We start from the raw sequence: 19449 nt of genomic DNA, 5'->3' as shown, positions 1-19449 counted from the left end.
CTTTCTGCGGATCAACGACGCCGGAACAGCGGCATCGGTTCATCCGTCGACGACTGGTAAGTCACCGAAAAGTCTTTAAGGCCTTGCAGCGCTTCATACGGATCTTTGTCGGCGCGAATAGCAAACGCGTCGAACCCGCAGCGGTGCAGATAGAACAACTGGTCGCGCAATACATCACCAATCGCTCGCAATTCACCCTTGAAACCATAACGGTCACGCAGCAGACGGGCGTTGGAGTAGCTGCGTCCATCGGTGAAGGCGGGGAAGTTCAAGGCAATCACCTGGAAGTTCGCCACGTCTTGGCCAATTTCTTCGGCTTCTTCATCGCTGTCCAGCCACACACCCAAGCCGCCATCGCGGGCCTTGAGTGCATGAGCATGCTCGCGCCACAAAGCCAACGGAACGATCAGGTCGTCGCAGTTGGAAATACCATCGAAGCTCGCGTCTTTGGGCAGCAAGTGCCAGGTTTCGTCGATGACTTCGTTGTTCTTAATGATTCGCTGCATAGACGCGCTCCTTGAAAGGGTCGATGCCGATACGTTGATACGTGTCGATGAAACGCTCGTCTTCGTTGCGTTTTTCAACATACACGTCGATCAGCTTTTCAATCACATCCGGCATGTCTTCTTGCGCGAACGATGGGCCGAGGATCTTGCCCAGGCTGGCGTCACGGCTGGCGCTGCCGCCCAGGGAAACCTGGTAGAACTCGGCGCCTTTTTTGTCCACGCCCAAGATCCCGATGTGACCGACGTGGTGGTGACCACAGGCGTTCATGCAACCGGAGATGTTGAGATCCAGCTCGCCGATGTCGAACAGATAGTCCAGGTCTTCAAAGCGACGCTGGATCGACTCGGCAATCGGGATCGACTTGGCGTTGGCCAGCGAGCAGAAATCGCCGCCAGGGCAGCAGATCATGTCGGTCAGCAAACCAATGTTCGGCGTGGCGAAACCTTGCTCGCGCAACTCGCCCCACATGGCGAACAGTTGGTTCTCTTCAACATCGGCCAAGATGATGTTTTGCTCGTGAGAGGTGCGCAACTGGCCGAAGCTGTAACGGTCGGCCATATCGGCGATGCCGTCCCACTGCTTGTCGGTCACGTCGCCCGGCGCTACGCCAGTCGGCTTGAGCGACAGGGTAACGGCCACATAGCCCGGCTTTTTATGCGCCAGGGTATTGCGGCTCCGCCAGCGAGCAAAGCCTGGGTGCTGCGTGTCGAGTTCAGCCAGTTCAGCGCCGAAGTCTGGCAGGGCTTTGTAGTCCGGGTCCACGAAGTGCTTGGCAATACGCTGAACTTCAGCTTCGGTCAGGGTATTGGAGCCGCCGCGCAGGTGAACCATTTCGGATTCGACACGCTCAGCGAACACTTCAGGGGTCAGGGCTTTTACCAGGATCTTGATGCGGGCCTTGTACTTGTTGTCACGACGGCCATAGCGGTTATAAACCCGCAGGATGGCTTCGAGGTAACTCAACAAGTCCGGCCACGGCAGGAACTCATTAATGAATGCGCCAACCACCGGAGTACGGCCCAGGCCGCCACCGACCAGTACGCGGAAGCCCAACTCACCGGCTTCGTTGAACACTGGTTCCAGGCCAATGTCGTGCACTTCGATCGCTGCACGGTCAGACGCCGAGCCATTGATCGCAATCTTGAACTTGCGCGGCAGGTAGGCGAATTCCGGGTGGAAAGTCGTCCATTGACGAACGATCTCGCACCATGGGCGCGAGTCAATCAACTCGTCAGCCGCAACACCGGCAAACTGGTCAGTAGTGACGTTACGCAGGCAGTTACCGCTGGTCTGGATGGCGTGCATTTGCACGGTGGCCAGCTCTTCCAGAATGTCCGGAATGTCTTCCAGTGCCGGCCAGTTGAACTGCACGTTCTGGCGGGTACTGATATGGGCATAACCCTTGTCATAGTCGCGGGCAATCTTTGCCATCATTCGCGCTTGACGCGACGTCAACTGGCCATACGGCACAGCGACCCGCAGCATTGGGGCAAAACGTTGAACATAAAGGCCATTTTGCAGGCGCAGAGGGCGGAACTCTTCTTCGCTCAGCTCCCCTGCCAGATAGCGTCGGGTCTGATCTCGGAACTGCTTTACGCGGTCCTCGATGATCCGCTGATCGTACTCGTCATATACGTACATATAGGTCCTGTTCTCAGGCTGCTAACAGCTTATCTGCGCGCACGGCCGCGCACTCCCCACGGAGCGGTGGCACGATACCAGTTTGTAGTTATGCGCAAAAGTGATGTTTAAGCATATGCAAAGAACCAAAACAACTATAAGAGGTTGATTCTCAATCACTTACTTGTTGAAAGGGCATTGTTGGGCTTAACTCAAAGGCAGTTATCTAAGCATTCACCCATAAAACCGAAAAAAGGCGATGCGATGAATACTCCCGTCAAAGTGCGTAAAACTGCGAGCAAGGTCGATGCATGGGCCATTCTGTTTCTAATCATCCTGGTCGCGGCTGCCGCCGTGTTTTGGAGCAGCCATTCGTAAACGGATGAGCGCGATCGCAGCCTCGCTGCGCTCCTCAGCGACTACAAATTCTGTGTTCCCCGCGGACCCTGTTTTTGATCTGGCTTGTGATCTTGATCTACCCGCGACTTCGGGAGGCCGAGTGTAGGTTCTGCGTAGTGGGTCGACCGGCATGGATGCCGGGAGAGCCGTGTTGGGTTGTGGCTGTTTGGCAAAAGTGCCTCGCCGTAAGGGCGAAACCCGTAAAAGCCTCAACAAATCAAATGGATATGTACATGAAACCTTAGAGGCGCTGCCGCTGCGTCGCAGTGGCGCACCAGCCAGATCGCAGCCTCGCTGCGCTCCTCAGCGGCTACAAAGTCCGCGTTCCCACATCCGCAATCACAAAATGGTCGATACCATCGCGGGCAAGCCCGCTCCCACAGGGGCGCTGCGTCACTGAACGGCTACCTGAAATCCGCATAAGGAATCAACGGCTGTACCGGCAAAGGCAGATTGCCTTGCCAGGTATCAAAGGTGTAACGCAGGTAAAGCATGGCCCGGCTCGGGGCATAGCCTTCACTGTGCTGATATAGCAACCCACCGCCCAATACGAGGTTATCCGACAGCCTACGCTCAACCAGCCCTTGCAGGCGTATGCCAATCCCGTTACTGCTCCCACCCGAGGTTTGCCCCAGGGGTTCGGCCAGTTTGAAACCTTCCTCATCAACGACATTCAAAATCTTGTCGTTGAGCCCACTCAGCGGGTAAAGATCGTTGGATTGGGTCTTTGCAAACGACCAACCCACCGAGCTTTCCAGTGACACCGACCAGTTAGAGGTGCGCCACGCGTAGTTGAGCGGCACGCCGACCGAGAAGTATTGCTGCGGGCTGTAATACCCACCCTGACCCAGGGTGTACTCACTCAGGTCTTTGTCATAACTCCAGTACATCACCGTCAAACCGGTGCGCATGCGCTCATCGGCACGTTCGACCAGCCGATAGTAGTAACCGGCCATAGCGGTGTTTTTGTGGTTGTCTTCGACGTTTTTACCGCGCAACCAGTGTTGGCCAAAACTCGCCCATACGCCGTCAACTCCGCCCTCATCATGGCTCAGGCTCAAGGTCAGGCCGTTGGAGGTGACACCGCCCCACGTCACCCCGGTATTGGGGTCTGTCGCACCGGCATACGACAGGATCGAGTTGCTCATCGGGTGCCGCGAGCCGGTCAAGGTCCAGCCCACGGAGCCTATTTTGCTGCTGTACGCCACCCCCCCGAGCCAATTGGGCACTTTGAAGGTGTCAGGAGTGCGGCCGATGTCGACATTCCAGGTTTGGTTTTTCCAACCGGCCGCCAGGGTGGTGCCTCGGGCTGACTGTGAACGGTCATCACAGCCGGAAAAATTCGGCCCATCAGTGCCTTTGCGGTTGATTGCCACGGCGCAGGTGCCGTAGTTCTCGCGCACATAGCCGTCTTCGTCAGCGTCGAATTTGCCCGCATCCATGTCGATCTGCTCAGCCCGCACAAAACCGCTGCCATCGGCGATCGGTACGTCCAATTGCAGGATGGTGGTCCGGGTATCGGTATCGGAGGTGCCCGGCGAAGCATCGTCCGCCCGCCAGCCGTAGTCGGTGTACAGGTGCAGGGTCGGATTTTGCCGCTGATACAGTTCATCCACGTCGCTGCGCAGGCTGCGGGCCAACCATGGGTCGTCGTCTTTTTCACGGCTGGCCAGGGTCATGGCGCGATTGTCACGGGGGTTGGCCTGTGCCGGGGTCAGCAGTCCGGCGCTGGCCATGCCTTTGGCGTAGTTGTCCAACGCGGGTTGCGGCTGTTTGGCGGACATCAGGCGTGCCGCATCGCGGTACATCAGCGGGTCGACTTGCGGGCTTTTCAGCAGCTCGGCATACAGGGCCTGCGCTTTGTCAGGTTCGCCAACGGCGGCCCAGGCATTGGCCACTTGCCGTTGCTGCGCAGGCGTCAATGGCGTACCTGGTGCAGGTTTGAACGGTTCAAGCTGGCGCCGGGCAGCGTCCAGTTGCTGGCTGTCAATCAGGGTCTCGATTTGCCCCAGGCGTGCGTCGGTGTTGCCCGGGTCCTGGCGCAGTACCTGAGCATAGAGTTTTTGCGCTTGGGGGAAGTCCTTGCGCTCTTGCGCCCAGCCAGCGAGCGTCAGAAGGTCGTCGTTGTCAGGCTTTTGCATCAGCAAGGCAATCGCTTGCGCCTCTTGACCAGCTTTGCGCAGGCTGTCGGCGCGTGCCAGCAGCACGTTGCGTTGCAGGCGGGCATCCAGTTCACGCATCGAATCGGTCCACTGCGCTTTGGGCAGTTGTTCCAGCACGCTCAAGGCGCTGGCATCGCGGTCGGAGTTGGACAGGTAAAGCGCGTAGGCGTATAGCGCTTCAGGGTTTTTGCCCTGACGCTGCATCAACTGCTTGAAGCTGTCGTCGGCCGCGCCAGGTTGATTGATCGAGCGCTGAGCATTGGCCAGTCGATAGGTCAGCCACGGCTCATCAGGGGTCAGGTTGCGGATTTTGCTGAGCAGCGCGACCACGCGCGGCCAGTCTTGACGCTCGCTGGCCGCATCGGCCTGCCGGTTCAGTTCGTCCAGTTCCAGGCTTTGCCGAGCAGCGGCAAATTCTTTCTGCCGGGCAGGTGGCAAGCTATCCAGAAACTGCTTGGCCTTGTCCGGCGACTGCGCTGCGTACAGCCGCACCAGTCCGCGCACGGCACTGCCATTGCCGGGCTCCAGGCGTCGGGCCTGGAGCAATAAGGTTTCGGCCTGAACGGTGTCGTGCTGAGCCAGGGCCACGTCGGCCAGTCCGATCAGCGGGTCAGCATCCCGGGGTTTGGCCCGGCGTGCCTGTTGGTAGGCGTTGCGCGCGGCGTTGAAGTCGTTTCGCTGCAAAGCTTTCTCACCTTGAGTCAGCAGCATCCGATAGCGGCTGGCGTCCATAAGGTCTTGCCATTTGCTGATGTTGGAGGTGTCTTGCTCTTTGCTGCGCGCCGTGGTGAACGCGGCGTTGGCGGTGTCATACCGGCTTTGCCGAAACAAGGCCATGCCCAACGCGCCGTACAGGGTAGGGTCATCGGGGTACTGCTTGAGTGCCCGGCGCAACAGGCCTTCGGCGGCAGCCGGATTGCGCGACTGCTCAATCATCTGCTTGCCTTGAGCCCCCGCAACCCAGGCCGGGTCGCTGAGCAAGCGCTGCTGGTCCTGAAGTTTTTGAGTGGCGTCGGTCAGTACTGGGGAGCGTGGATAGCGCTGTAGATACGCTTGCCAGGCCAGCGTGGTGGAACGGTCGACCGGCAACGTGCTCAGGTACTCATATTCACGTTGTGCAGCGGCGCTGCTGGCAATGGGGTTGGTTGACAATTGGTGCAAGACCACCAGCGCCTCGGCTTCGCGTTTTTCGCGAAACAGCAAATCCGCCAAGGTTTGGCGCAGTCCGATATTGCCCGGGTACTGCACGTCCAGCGCTTTAAGTTGGTCAATCACCCGCGGACGTTGCCCGACAATGTTGCTGCGAATGCGCAGGTATTCCAAGGTGGTGGTGAAGTCCGGCGGGTCATTGCCGAACAGTTGCTCAAAGATCGCAGCGGCTTCCTCGGGGCGGCCAGCAGCGGCAAACAGGCGCGCCTGCTGCAATTGTTTCTGGCTTTGCGGGTCTTGCAGCTTCATCAGGTTTTGGGCCTGACGCAGCGCCGCCGAGTCAGGCGCCAACTGTTGCAGCCGGTCAAGGCGTTGTTTGGCCAATGCCGGGTTCTTGTCCAGCAAGGCCTGACGTACTGACGCCGCCAACGCTTGGGGGTTGTCGGGGGCAATCAGCCAGAGTCGCGCCAGCGAGTCACGCACCAGGTCTTCCTGATACAAGGCCTCGCCAATGCGTACTTGCTCCAGCAGCCACTGTTGCTGGTCTTGCACGTTGACCGGTTGCGCCATGGCTACAGTGGACAGGCCACCGAGCAAAAATGCCCATGTCATTAGTCTTTGCATGTGTTAACTCTTGTCGTTGTCCCACGCAGGCCATTCACCGGTCAGTCGTCCTTATGCAGGCGGCGGTTCGCGGCCCAGCTCAGGGCACGCCACAGCAGAAAGGCGCTCAGCAATACGCTGATAACGGCGAGCACGGCCAGCAACACTGGGTGCTCGGACAGCTGATACCACAGCAGCAGGTACCACGGCAGATTGCCGACGTAGTACTGATCACCGACCAGTTGGCTGTAAATGCCGCTGCTGCGAATCAACGCCACTGAACCCGCCACCGCGTCCATTTTTCCGCTGTCGCTGAGCGCATCGCGCAGCAGGCTGTAGTCGGCATCGTCATTGCCCAGTAACGCCACAATGCTGCGCTGCTCATGGGTCGGCGACTGCATGCCGACCATGGCCGCGATAGGGGCGTGGGCGGTGACTTGAATGCGGTTGGCTGGCTGGTTGCGCCCATCGATTGAAGGGCCACGGCGGTTGGTGGCGTCGAGGGTGCTGTTGCCGTAAGGCTGAACCAGCATGTCGTGCTGGCGTTGCAACAACAGGCTCAGGTCCGGGTTATCACGCATTTCGGGGGCCATTTCGCCCAGTAGCAGCAGGTCGACATCTTCCTTGGAGGCCGATTGCCAATCATCGCTCAAGCGCACGCCAAAGGCCGGATAGCCAGAACGGGCCGAAATACTCGCGATAGCTTCTAGCAAGGTGCTGATTTGCGTGGCGGTGCCTGTGCTCGGCACCACCACGATCGATTCCGACAGATCGGCCATACGGCTGAACGGGAAACCGCTGCGCGCAAATGCCTTGAGGTCCGGCATGCTGATGTAGTGGTGATACCCGGACAGGTCGATGGTGGAGTCTTCGTCGATGATCGCCTGGGTGTTGGCCGGCAGAATAGTCTGGCAACGATCACGCTGGGCGCTGCCCACGGTACTGGCGAAGTTGAAGTCGAAACGCAGGCGGTTGCGGTCGCCAATTTTCAGCGACGGCACAATCAGTTTGTCGTTGACGTTGGCCGAGTCATTGGACAACACCGACAACCGCAGCTCTTCAAAGCTGCTGGTGTCTTTGCGCAACAACGGCAGGCTGGTGATGAACTGATCATTGAGGCTGATGTTCAAGCGCGAATCATCATTGGCCGATGGCGCGGTGTACCGGTATTGGGTGCGCAGCGGAATCCCCTGGTTGCGCCACACAAACAGGTCTGGTGGCAGGTTCACGTCCAGCGTAATGGGGCGTGGCTGTAATCCGCTGACTTGCAGTTGTTGTGGGTAGGTAATCAGCTCGGCAAAACGCACCGGGCGATCAGTGCGCATCCAGGCCGGGGCGTCGTAAGGCTTGCGCGGCTGCAACGCCTGAACGTTGTCGATGGTGACGCGTGAGCCGCGCAACAAGTTACCACCCAAGGCCAGGGCCTTTGCCGCCGTGGTCAGGTCTTCTTCGTTGCGGCCCATCACCAGCAATACTTTGCTGTAGGGCGCGTCCGGGTGGTCAATTAACGCCACCACGGGTGCATCAACGGCCGGAAATTTCTCCCGATCACTCATGAACGCCGGGCGGTGGTCGTTGGTGGCAAACACCACCGAAGGCTGGGTGGCCTCTTTGCTTTGCACGCTGGGCAGTGCGTCAAACGCCACCGGGAATGTCGAGCCGCGCCAGTTGGCCTGGCTGCCGAAGTAGGAGGCCAAAATGGCGGCGGCGCGTTGTTCGCCCAGGGTCGGGTTGGCAGCAAACACGAACGGCAACTCCAGTTTGCCGCTGTTGCGCGGGTCAAAGAATGGCAGCGGGAAATACGCCAGGTCATTGGTCAGGCTCAACGCCTGCTCTTGCAGGGTGATGCTGCTGCCTCGGCTGATATTGACCCACAAGGTGTTGTTGGCCGGGTCTTCGCAGATGTCGGTGTAATGCCCGATGAACTCCAGGCGAATGCGGTTGAAGTCCGAGATCAGTCGCGGGTCGAGGGCCATTTTCTGACGGGTCTGACGCCCCAATTGCTCTTTTTCGATAGGCAGCACGCCCATCAGCACGTCATTCAAGTAGACCCGGATATGCGACAGCGTCGGGATCAGTGAAGGCGAGGGCGTGTAGTCCAGTTGCAGGCTGGCATCGCTGGCGATCCGGTCGCGGCGCAGGGTGAACTCCACTTGTTCGGCACTGTTGATGCCCAGCAGCAACGTGTCGGCCGGGCGCCCCAATTGTTCGAAGGTGCGGGTCACTGTCCAGCTCGGCAGCGGATCAGTGCTTTCCAGCGCCGGGGGTTTGGGCAGCGGCGCAGGCCCGACAGTCGGTAAAGGCAAAGGGGCAGCCATCAGCTCTGAAACAAAAGCTATTAGCGCGAGGCCGGTGAAGCATGTTTTTTTTAAGAATCGACTCATGATCTGCTCACTGGCCGGGAAATAAGGGGGGTGGATGCTTTGGGCATGCGCGGAAAGAAGCTGCCCAGCCACTGCAGCACTCGCACAAAGGGCCGTGCCAGATGGCGCAACCACGCAGGCAGGTATTCGTAAAGGCGGTAGTAGCCTTTGGCACCCAGGGCGAGGATTTCCCTGAGGCTCTGAATCGGCTTGTCGGCTTCAAATCCACTGTTGTGATCGAGCCAGGCATCTGCCCGGCCAAACGTGCACTGCACGAATTCGATCTTTTGCTCGGCCGGCAACTGGGCGAAGTTCAACCCCATAAACAAGTCATGGGAGCGCGTCAGACTGCCGGTAAACACAAACTCGCGGTTGCCGCGCTGAAGGATCAGCGACACCTGCGAGCCGATGGGTAGCGCAATCGGTTGGTTGAGCAACAAGCCGACACCACCATCGGAGTAGTCCACCAGTTCGCAGGGGTAGCGGTGGCCGTCGGCCAGTTTGATCGCGCCCGGCAAGCGGGTTTGCACACGGTGGGTATGCCGAACCTGGCGCACTTCAGCCGCTACGGCTACGGCAGCGCCAATGATCAGCAGGTTATAAATGACCCACAACACACTGACGATAATGGTGATGATTTCATCTGTCGGCCCAGTAAACAGCCGCCATACAGCAAACCCGAGGCCGAGCACATTGAGCACGGACAGCACCAGATACGGCTTGGCGGTCTGCCAGTCGAACTGGTTTTCTTCCATCATCCCGCCCTTGGCCGTCACGTTGAACTTGCCACGCGAGGGGCTGAACATGGCTACCGTGGTAGGCCGGGCGATGTACCAGGCCAGGACTGTTTCGTAGACCTCCCCCCAGAATGTCTGGCGATAAGCGCCTTGCATGCGCGAGTTGGTCAGGCTGGCATGAATCATGTGCGGCAATACGTAGAGCAGAATCATCAAGGCCGGGGCGTAGATGATGTAGGCGTGCAGCAACAGGAACGCCAAGGGAGCTGTCAGGAACACCAACCGCGGCAGCCCCACCAGAAAGTGCAGCATGGCGTTGGCGTAGCACACCCGCTGGAACACCGTCAGGCCTTTGCCCAGCAACGGGTTGTCAGTGCGGAATATCTGCACCATGCCCCGCGCCCAGCGAATGCGCTGGCCGATATGCGCTGAGAGGCTTTCGGTGGCCAGCCCGGCCGCTTGGGGAATGCGCAGATAGGCCGAGTTCCAACCGTTGCGGTGCAAACGCAAGGCGGTGTGGGCGTCTTCGGTGACGGTTTCGACAGCAAAGCCACCAATCGAATCAATCGCCGTGCGCCGCACGATGGCGCACGAGCCGCAGAAAAACGCCGCGTTCCACATGTCGTTGCCGTCCTGCACCAAGCCATAAAACAGCTCGCCTTCGTTGGGGCGATTGCGAAAGGTGCCGAGGTTGCGTTCAAACGGATCCGGCGACAGGAAGTGGTGCGGGGTTTGCACCAGCGCCAGTTTGGGATCGCGTAAAAACCAGCCCGTGGTCAATTGCAAAAAGGAGCGGGCGGGCATGTGGTCACAGTCAAAAATGGCCACCAGTTCACCGTCGATCTGGGTCAGCGCATGGTTGAGGTTGCCAGCCTTGGCGTGGCGGTTGTCGGTACGGGCGATGTAGTTGATGCCCACTTCCTCGGCAAACGTCTTGAAGCTGGCGCGGTTGCCGTCATCCAGCAAATGAATGCGCAGCTTGTCCTTGGGCCAGTCAATGCCCAGTGCGGCGTACACCGTGCCTCGGGTCACCGACAGCTCTTCGTTATAGGTGGGGATCAACAGATCGACCGTCGGCCACAGGTTTGGGTCAGGCGGCAGTTGCGCGGGCTTGCGGTTTAGCGGCCACGAGGTCTGCACATACCCCAAAATCAGGACCATCCAGGAATACGTCTCGGCCAGCAGCAAAATCAGGCCGCAGGCCAGATCCAGGTTGTCGCTCCAGTTCAGGGTCGAGGTGTAGCGCCACCATAAATAGCGGCACGAGATGATCACCGACAGCGCGATCAGCAACAGCGTCGGAAAACGCCCCGGCATTCGCCGCACCAGCATCGCAATGGCCCACAACAGCACCACAAACACCAGTTGCGCCAGGTAACCGAAGGGTTCGGTCACACAGATAAAAATCAGCACCGCTACCAGCGCCCCGATGGCGATATACAGCAGTTTGCGCATTGGCCAGTGCATGGCGGCCCACCAGCGCGAACCTTTGCGCACTTGCGGGCTGATCGCCGTTGGCAACTGTTCAAAAGCATCCGACAGCAGGTTCCAGGGCCGCTGCACAATACCGAGCACAGCCTTCAGGTAACCCTTGAGACGCCGCCGTGTACGTTGGCGCTGAGGCAGGGTTTGTGCAGCCGGACGCACCAGCAACAGCCACACGGTCTGGATCACGTAACGCAGCGGATCGCCAATGGTTGCGCGTTTGTCTGCCAGATGCGGGTACAGCTGTCGATGTTGTGCGCGCAATGCCTGCCACGCGGGTGATTCAAGGCGCAGAAAAATCCAGCCACAGGCCTGAATCAGCGCCAGGATGAAGGCGGTGAAGCGGGTGCAGTTTTGATCACGGCGCAAGCGCGCATAGGGAAACAGGCGGGCTCTCATTCAAGCCTCCCGCCACGCAACAGGCACCAACTGGCCAGGCTAATGAGGTCTTGGGCGATCAGGCTGCCGGGCGCATAGCGGCCAGCGGGCTCGCGCCTGGCTAAGGCTTCGGCCATGGCTTCGTCAGCGTGCAAATGGATCGGCAGCAAGGTCTGCGCATAGTGACGCTGCCAAAGCAGCAACAAATCGCGCTGTAACTGGCTGGCAGGATCATAACGATTGACCAGCAAACGCTGCGGGCTGTTGCGTCGAGGCTGTAACAGCACATGGCTCGCCGCGTCCAGGTTCAGCACGTTGAGCGCAATCTCACAGCGCGGGCTGGCAGCATGGCCCGGCAAGCGTTGCGGCAAGTCAAAGAGCACCCAATCAACACTGTCGGCCAGGCTGGCCTGATGCTTGGCCCACAATTGCGGGTGATCACGCAGCAAGATGTCGAGTTGCAACTGTTCGACATCGGCCAGGGTGCCGTAGGGCAGCACGTCCAGACCGGGTTCGATGTTCCAGGCGTGCTCATACCAAGGCGTTTGATCCACTGTCGCGCGGGCCCAGCCTTCGGCGGGCGCGTAATCAAGGTTGAAGTGCAGGCCAAGGGCGTTTTCCGGGCACATGTCGACCACCAGCACTTTTTGCCCCAGTGCACTCAGCGCAAAGCCCAGCGCGGCCAGCGTGGTGCTGGTGCCCACGCCGCCGCGAATGCCTTGAAGGCTCATGGCAATCATGGCGTGTCGTCCATGGTTTTTTGCAGCTCGGTAGGCTCAGGCAGGCGATTGCGCGCTTCAAGGTGTGCCAGCAATGGCCAGCGTTCAAGCGCCTGTAACAGCTCCATCTGCGCCGAGATGTCGACGTAGGCCAGTGTCGGTAAATCCATCATCGACTTAAGCCGTTCAATGTCATCGGCGCGCTCATTGCGCGACAGAATATCGGCGCTTACTTGAGTTGCTGTGGGTAGGGTAGCCATCCGCCGTTCTCCTTGATTCGCACATAGGGCTTGCCGTTGTAATCGAGCACGACGGTGCCTGAGTTCTCCGATACTTTTGCGGTTTGCGGCAGGTCAGTCAGCAAGGCCGACCAGTCCACCGCCTGACCATTGCTCAGCGCCGGGTCGGCATACAGGCGCGCAATGATTTCAGCGATGGCCAGGTAGCTGCTTGGCTGAGCAACATGCACCGGCGCCGTCTGGCCGTTGTCACCCATGTTGATCAGCTTGAGGCCCACAGGCACATGGGTGATGGCGTCACTGGGGATTTCACGCATGCCGGAAATCTGCATCCGGTCGCCATGTAATGCGGCGCCATGTTCAGGGACGATGGCGACCACCACCCGGCGCCCGCTTTTTTGCAGTTCCTTAAGGAACACATTCAGGTCGTCAAGCAGCACCTGAGCCCGGCTGCTGTAGTCCGCCGGTTGAGTACCTCCATCGGCTGTCACCTGTCGATTACCGTCATGCAGGCTGGTGGTGTTGTAGAACAGCGCCATGTTGGGCTGGTCTGTGGCCAGGCGGTGCTGCCACCATTTGCTCAGCACGTCGCGGTCACGCCAGATCGGTGATCCATCAAAGCCGACGTAGGTACGCGGTAAACCGGTCGGAATCACGCCCAGCGCAGGCGGCGGCAATTGCCCCTGATCGCGCACTTCTTGCAGAAAGCCATCGAACTCGCCGGTGTGGTTGAGCATCAACTCATCTGAGAAACCGAGCTTGCGCAAGTCGTCGAACAACAGGCACTGATCGGCTGGAGGCTTGTACAACTGAGCGTGTGAGGTTTGCCCGCAACTGGCGCGTAACAGGCGAATGGCGGCCGGACCGCTGTAGGCGGTGGCTGAGTTGAAGTTGTCAAAAATCACGTCCATCTGACTGAACAGTGTGTTGTTGCGCAAGCCCACCGTGTCGAGGTCGTCCCAGGCCAATGAACAAATGTTGATGACCAGCAAGTCAAACGGCGGGGGTTTAACGGTCGGCTCCTTGAACTCGACCTTACGTTGGGCTTCGGTCTGGTAGAACGTGTCCAGGTAGCGGTTAAGTGTTGCATCGTCCGGTTCACCCACGCTGTTGGCAGGTGTGGCGCTGCCGGGCTGGGTGCTGGCCATAGGCTGCACGGTTGCGGGAGGCAGCAACCACTGCAAGCTGCCCAGGCTCAGCCAAGCAAAGCCCGCCAGGGTCAGGGTGGTCAGGCGCAGCCAGGGACTGAGGAACACATAGCCCACCCCTAGCAGCAACAACATGGCCGTCACTTGCCAGTCGATGAAACGGCCCAGCAGTTCGACGATGTAATCAAATGAGAAATTCAGTACGCCGGGTTGTGCCAGCAAACGGCTGAAGGGCGGGAACCAGGTGTCCTGATACAGCAGCGCGACAGCCACCGGGATGGCCACCAAGGTACGGGCGCGGCGCAGCATCGGGTGAGCGATGGGGATGAGCAACACCAGTGCAAAGATCAGGTTGGGCAGTACCTGAAAATTCAGGTGGCCAGTCCAGGTCAATAAGAACTTGGCCAGGAAATACAGGTTCCACGCCCCCAGACCGCGCCAAGTACCGGGCATTCGCTGCGCGGGTTCAGCAGGTTTAGAGGGGTTCATCAGGCACCCTCATCGAAGGGCTGGCGGGCGCACGACGCCTGACACCGCGTGATTTCAGGAAACGGGGCGGCAGGTACTGTTCAAAATGCGCTTTGAGGTAGTGCCGAATACGCTGCGAGAACAGGGTCAGCAGCACGCTCACTGCGCAGGTCAAACCGATGAGTTGAACAAGCTCCATAAAGGTCATGGCTGTGGCTCGCTGACAGACAACGTGATGCGTTGCGGTTTTAACGGGGCGTGGCTGCCGGCAGCCGGTTGCGCCATGACCAGGGTTTCGACGGGAATACTCAGGTGCTCAGGCACTGATACCTCTTGCATAAAGGCCGCCTCATCCAGATCAGCCGGGCTGCTCAGCACTTGGCGCTGTAAAAACAGATCACGCCAGGGCAAGCGACAGATATTGCCCAGCGCGGGGTCCAGGCCATCGGCGCGGCAGGCAAACAGAAACAGGTACACGTCATCGTTGAACAAACAGGCGAAGTCGCCGTATCGACGCAGGCACATCTGATTCAAGAACAGCGCTGGCTTGAGCCCGGGCACCGGCTGGAACTTGACCAGTTGATGGGTCACTTCTCCCGAGCTGTCCTGATAAATGCGCTTTATCTCGGTGAAAAACTCATTCGGGCTCACCAGGCCACGGATACCTGGCGGGCGCTGGCGCTCAAGCAACGTGGCAAAGTCAGTGCCCTGGGCGTATTGCCAGTGCTGGCCCTGAACGCTTTCGATCATGCTCAAAAACCGCGAGAGCAAGGTGCCGTCCGGCACGATCAAGTTGACCCCGCACGCCAGCAGCAGGCGCTCGTCGCGATAACGCACCGCGGGTTCAAGTTCGCGAACCACTATCTTCAGCGCGGGGCCGCAGTGTTCGCGCAGGTCGTGCAGTTGCTGCGCGAGATCCAGTAACTGATGGCTGCTGTCGATGCCCACGATGACTGTCGCGGCGCTGGCGGAGGCTGCGTGTTCGAGCAACGCCTGGCGATCATTGAACAGGTACCAGTGTTTGGACAGCGGCGGGGTGCCTTCAAGCACTTCGCGTTCGGCGAGGTATACGTGCTGATCATCGGCCACGCGAGGCGGTGTCAGGGCAACGGGTTCGGGGATCAGGGCCAAGGCGTTGTCTGCTATCTGGAGCTTGAACTCCTGACCGGCGCTGACGCCCATGTCGTTATACCAAAAGTGCACGTGGTAACGAATTTCGCCGCTGTGCCGGTACAACTGGCTCAGGCCAGACAAGTGCTCATTGAGTTGCAAAAGCTGGGCATGTAGCCGCGTGGCCTCACCCTGGGTGATCACCAGCAAAGTGACTTGGCGGTCTCGCAGCCAAGAGCGCAGGTTTTCACACCAGCGCTGCAAGTGTTTTGCCGTGGTGGTGTCAGCCCAACTGCTGGCAGGGGCAACCAGTAAAATCTGACTGTTGGGGGGGATGCCTGAGCGGCTCAGATCCCGGGTCAGCGTGTTCAGCCCGCGCTCAACCACATTGGGCGCGAGTTCAAACAGCTTGAGTTTGTCAGGGCCGCGGTCCGGGGCAAGGTCACTGATAACGTGTTGCACGGAATCGGCGCAGACGATCAGCGAGGCGGGCACGGCAGGGGGGATGCACTCAAGAAACTGGCGAACCAGCCGTTTGGCATCCGTTGGCTGATCGACCGTAACCCAGTACAAGCCGCCAGTACGTAAAGCGATGTGTTGATCGAGTAATCCGTGGATACCCAGGCTGATGTAAAGCAATCGCTACGTCCCCCATCCTAGAGGTTCACGAACGAATGGCTGTGAGCGTGTTTACAGCCTTTCGTTCGCTGCTAGCAGGGCGATCATCTGTCGCCTCGAAGCTTTTATTTTTTTTATTGGCGTCAATCAAATGGTGATTGGTTTTACGCCGACGTGATCCTTGTGGCGAAATCCTGTGACACGGGCACACCCCTTGAAACTCCTCGGCTTCCAACGTTGCTCGCACGTTACAGGCGTGTTTCAAGCGGACATATTCCTACACAAAAGTGAGCATAGTCCATGATTTAAAACGCGAATCGTCAAAAAAACATCATCTTGTTGTTTTGAGTCATTAAATTGACTTTCTGAAAGTCGACTGCAAAAACCCGCACACACGCCAAGATGTGCGGGCTTGCAGGTGTAAACGCGATGAGACAGGTGAGGGGCTTTGCGACGAAAGCAGGCGGGCGACTTTCTCAGTGCCCGGTTGCGTGCTATTGCTTAAGGGGGTTCAGCAAGGATGGAACCTTTTTCGCAGACTCATCCTCAGAGTTTGCAGTCGTCACCGAAATATCTATGAGGTGCAGATATGCCCGTTAAACATGATTTGTATCAGGACTTGAATATCTCCAAAGACGCAGCCGCAAAGCTTGAGGGTCAAAACGGCCACTTTTTGGGGCTGGTCAATAAATACAAGGCCGCCGATGATGCCGTCGTTGAGGCTGAAGCCAAGAATGCGATTGGCGTATCGGACGATACATTGCTCGACCTCAAGGCCAAGCGGCTGAAAATCAAGGATCAAATCGCTGACTACGTGCAGGCCGAAAAAGGCCATAACGACTGACCGCAGCGTGAGTGATCCAAGTGCAAGGGTTCGCGGCACGTTATCTGGGTCACTCACTTATCGACACAACACATAAACACCGCACCTCGGGCTGATCCGGGCACTAGGATTTTTGATCCTTTGTGTCAATCAGGCCTTCCTTCATGTCTTCCTTGCACCCACACACGCCGTTATTGACCGCGCTCGACCCCAGAGGACTGAGTGTTCGTTCGGTGACTTACCATCGAATCCGCTGGCAGGACGAACCCCAGGCACGCTTTCATCGACATGTATTGAGCAGCAGCAGCTTTTTGCTCCAGCAATGGGACCCGCGTTTACATGCCTTGCACGAAACAGATGCCGATGTGCAGCCCAATACCGCCTATCGTTACAGCCTGAGCGGGCGAGTGGTGCACACCCGCAGTGTGGATGCCGGTTGGCAACGGCTATTGCTGGGCGGTAATGGCCAGATGCTAAGGGCATGGGATGGGCGAGGCTCACAGCAGCGTTATGAATATGATCATTTACTCAGGTCAACGGCGATGTTTGAACAAGCCGCCGATGAGCCCGGCGAACGCTGTGTTGAACGCTTGTATTACGCAGCGATGACGCCTGAGCACGCCAGGCTCAATGGCTGCGGCCGACTCATCCGTCATGACGACCCTTGCGGAACACTGTTCTTCGGGCATTACACGCTGCTGGGCGAGGTCGGGGCGCAGACCCGCAGATTTGTACAGCACCCTCAAGCCATTGACTGGGCAGAGCCGCAACACGTGCGCGACGCACAACTGGAGGCTGAGGGCTACACCAGCAAGTGGCATTACGATGCGCTTGGCGGGCTGCTGGAGCAGATCGATGCCAAGGGCAATCGTCAGCACTCTCAATACACCATTGGCGCAGAGCTACTGTCGGTTGCCCTGGTGTTTAAAAGCGGAAAACGCCATGGATTGCTGACACAACGCCGATACAACGCCAAAGGCCAGGTCGTGTTCGAACAACTGGGCAACGGTGTCGTGACGCAAGCCACCTACGCCCCGGCAACAGATCGTTTACAGCGGCTGACAACCCATCGCCCCGGGCACGCTGGCGCGCCTCTGCAAGACCTTGCCTATACCTATGACCGGGTCGGCAATGTCTTGAGTATCCACGACGCCGCGCAGCCGACAACGTGGGCAAACAACGCTCAGCTCGAAGCGACAAATACGTATGCCTACGACACGTTGTATCAACTCATTGAAGCCCGCGGACGAGAAAATGCGCATATGGGCCGGGCCGCTGCGGCGGCATTGGTGCTGTCGGGTGCCACAGATGGCAACGTGATGCGCAACTACACCCGGTTTTATCACTACGATGCTGGCGCCAATCTCACGCACATGCAGCATGTCCCTTCAAGTGGGCAAGGCTATACGCAACCTATGCAGGTGGCTGCGCAAAGCAATCAGAGCTTGCAGGCCGGTGTAGGTGCTGGCTTCGACCAGAATGGCAATCAACTTTCGCTCGTGCGTGGGCAAGTGATGAGCTGGAATGTGCGTAACCAGCTCACATCTGTCACCCAGGTGATGCGTGAGGAGGGTAACCACGACGTCGAGACCTATGGTTATGACGCTGCAGGGCAGCGGGTTATCAAGCGCCGTTTGAGCCAAGGTCAGCGCCTGACTCAAATCGATGAAGTGCGCTACTTGCCAGGGCTTGAGCTACACCGTCATCAGGCTGGCGACGAAGTCTTGCAGGTACTCAGTATTGCGCTCGGGCTCACACAGATCAGAGCGTTGAAGTGGGAGCAGGGCTTGCCGACGGGCATCGCCGATGAACAACTGCGTTTCGGCCTGTCAAACCATGTGGGCAGTACCACGCTGGAGCTTGACCAACAGGCAGAGCTGCTTAGCCAGGAGGGTTATTACCCGTATGGCGCGACAGCCTGGTGGTCGGCAAAAAGTGTCGTTCATGCTACGTACAAAACGCTGCGTTTTTCAGGCAAGGAACGTGACGCGACCGGGTTGTACTACTACGGATTCCGGTACTACGCGCCATGGCTCAGGCGCTGGATCAGCGCGGACAGAGCTGGCGATGTCGACGGCTTGAATCTGTATGCCATGGTTAAAAACAATCCCGTCCGGTTTCGCGACAGCGATGGCCGCGTGGTTGAAGAGTTTGAGGATTATTCAGCGAACAGCCCCAGTGCACGCGTTGCAGGATACCCGGCAACCGGATCAATGCTTGACCGAATGAGTGGGGATGACGAGGCGGCGAGGCGACAGCAGGCCGTTATGCAAGCACTCACGCATAACTTGTCTGGCGAACACACCATCCATTCGACGTACATCGCTCCCGGCATCCCCAACAGATTTCGATTCAAAAATGAATACTTGCCAGGGCGCTGGAAGTTCATGGAAAACTTCCGGGCCCCAGGCAGCTCTTTTTACGCAACCGACGTGACACGGCATCAATATGAGAGGGTTTCAAAAAAGAACCTGTTTTTCGGCGTCTTGCCCAAGCTGATCGTGCGCTGGGACGTGATCAATCCGCATGCATTACGGGCCACGGATCAGCTGCCAAGCGGCTCAGACGCCATGCGCGACAGTTTTTTGGCCAGTGAAGGGACCGGGCGCTCAACTCAACGGATACTCGACGCGTTCGGGCTGCGTGCGACCCGCGTTGAGCGAAGAGAAGTACGCGATCTCAGGATTGGTTTTGATATTGACGTGATCACGATTGCGGTCGAGCCATTGCCCGCAAGCCAGAGCTATGAACGTCTTTATCAGGAAGTCGAGCGAGACCAGCGCCGTGCGACTCGCCCCCTGTTATCGCGGGCCATGCACAGTGTTTTTCGAGCGTTCAATCGCGCTGTTTCAGCCGTAGCTCGCCGTCTTCAGGCGCAACGCGCGTGGCGAGCGAATGCTGCAACCCGCTGAATGTCAGGT

Annotated in this window: 12 protein-coding genes; 2 read left to right on the top strand and 10 right to left on the bottom strand. The window is 58.6% G+C overall.

Annotation, left to right across the window (positions count from 1 at the left end):
- Positions 1-11 precede the first annotated feature (11 nt).
- The 10 genes from RHM56_RS12280 to bcsE form a co-directional block, all read right to left on the bottom strand.
- A complete protein-coding gene (locus RHM56_RS12280; RefSeq protein WP_322241495.1) occupies positions 12-506 on the bottom strand; it encodes a DUF934 domain-containing protein in 495 nt (164 codons plus the stop codon).
- Positions 490-2148, bottom strand: coding sequence for a nitrite/sulfite reductase (locus RHM56_RS12275; protein WP_322241493.1), 1659 nt, complete (start codon positions 2146-2148; stop codon positions 490-492). Before RHM56_RS12275 ends, RHM56_RS12280 begins: the two co-directional genes overlap by 17 nt.
- 782 nt (positions 2149-2930) lie before the next feature.
- Positions 2931-6461 carry a cellulose synthase complex outer membrane protein BcsC gene (gene bcsC / locus RHM56_RS12270; RefSeq protein ID WP_322241492.1) on the bottom strand — a complete coding sequence of 1177 codons (3531 nt, stop codon included), beginning with the start codon at positions 6459-6461 and terminating at the stop codon, positions 2931-2933.
- Between the two features lie 41 nt (positions 6462-6502).
- Complete coding sequence (gene bcsB / locus RHM56_RS12265; protein ID WP_322241490.1) at positions 6503-8824, bottom strand: cellulose biosynthesis cyclic di-GMP-binding regulatory protein BcsB; 2322 nt, start codon at positions 8822-8824, stop codon at positions 6503-6505.
- Positions 8821-11424, bottom strand: a complete 2604-nt coding sequence (gene bcsA, locus RHM56_RS12260) for a UDP-forming cellulose synthase catalytic subunit (RefSeq protein WP_322241489.1) — start codon at positions 11422-11424, stop codon at positions 8821-8823. Before bcsA ends, bcsB begins: the two co-directional genes overlap by 4 nt.
- On the bottom strand, positions 11421-12143 hold the full coding sequence (bcsQ, locus tag RHM56_RS12255) for a cellulose biosynthesis protein BcsQ (protein ID WP_322241488.1): 723 nt from the start codon (positions 12141-12143) through the stop codon (positions 11421-11423). The genes bcsA and bcsQ overlap by 4 nt, the downstream gene beginning before the upstream one ends.
- Positions 12140-12382, bottom strand: a complete 243-nt coding sequence (gene bcsR, locus RHM56_RS12250) for a cellulose biosynthesis protein BcsR (protein WP_322241486.1) — start codon at positions 12380-12382, stop codon at positions 12140-12142. The genes bcsQ and bcsR overlap by 4 nt, the downstream gene beginning before the upstream one ends.
- Positions 12352-13998 carry a cellulose biosynthesis protein BcsG gene (bcsG, locus tag RHM56_RS12245; RefSeq protein ID WP_322241485.1) on the bottom strand — a complete coding sequence of 549 codons (1647 nt, stop codon included), beginning with the start codon at positions 13996-13998 and terminating at the stop codon, positions 12352-12354. Before bcsG ends, bcsR begins: the two co-directional genes overlap by 31 nt.
- Positions 13985-14185, bottom strand: coding sequence for a cellulose biosynthesis protein BcsF (bcsF, locus tag RHM56_RS12240; protein ID WP_322241483.1), 201 nt, complete (start codon positions 14183-14185; stop codon positions 13985-13987). The genes bcsG and bcsF overlap by 14 nt, the downstream gene beginning before the upstream one ends.
- The gene (bcsE, locus tag RHM56_RS12235; RefSeq protein ID WP_322241481.1) at positions 14182-15726 is read right to left on the bottom strand and encodes a cellulose biosynthesis protein BcsE; all 1545 of its coding nucleotides are present in this window, start codon (positions 15724-15726) and stop codon (positions 14182-14184) included. The genes bcsF and bcsE overlap by 4 nt, the downstream gene beginning before the upstream one ends.
- A 568-nt stretch (positions 15727-16294) precedes the next feature.
- On the opposite strand from bcsE, the gene RHM56_RS12230 reads away from it, so the two are divergent.
- Together RHM56_RS12230 and RHM56_RS12225 are read left to right on the top strand one after the other, a co-directional pair.
- Positions 16295-16549 (top strand): YdcH family protein, encoded by a 255-nt coding sequence (locus tag RHM56_RS12230; RefSeq protein WP_322241480.1) that lies wholly within the window; start codon positions 16295-16297, stop codon positions 16547-16549.
- A gap of 143 nt (positions 16550-16692) precedes the next feature.
- Entirely contained in the window at positions 16693-19440 is a 2748-nt protein-coding gene (locus RHM56_RS12225) for an RHS repeat-associated core domain-containing protein (protein WP_322241479.1), read from the top strand.
- Positions 19441-19449: the final 9 nt, after the last annotated feature.

The organism is Pseudomonas sp. CCC3.1, assembly GCF_034347405.1.
Classification (GTDB): domain Bacteria; phylum Pseudomonadota; class Gammaproteobacteria; order Pseudomonadales; family Pseudomonadaceae; genus Aquipseudomonas.
Note: the sequence above shows the minus strand (reverse complement) of the source record. Positions and strands in the feature narration are given on the sequence as shown.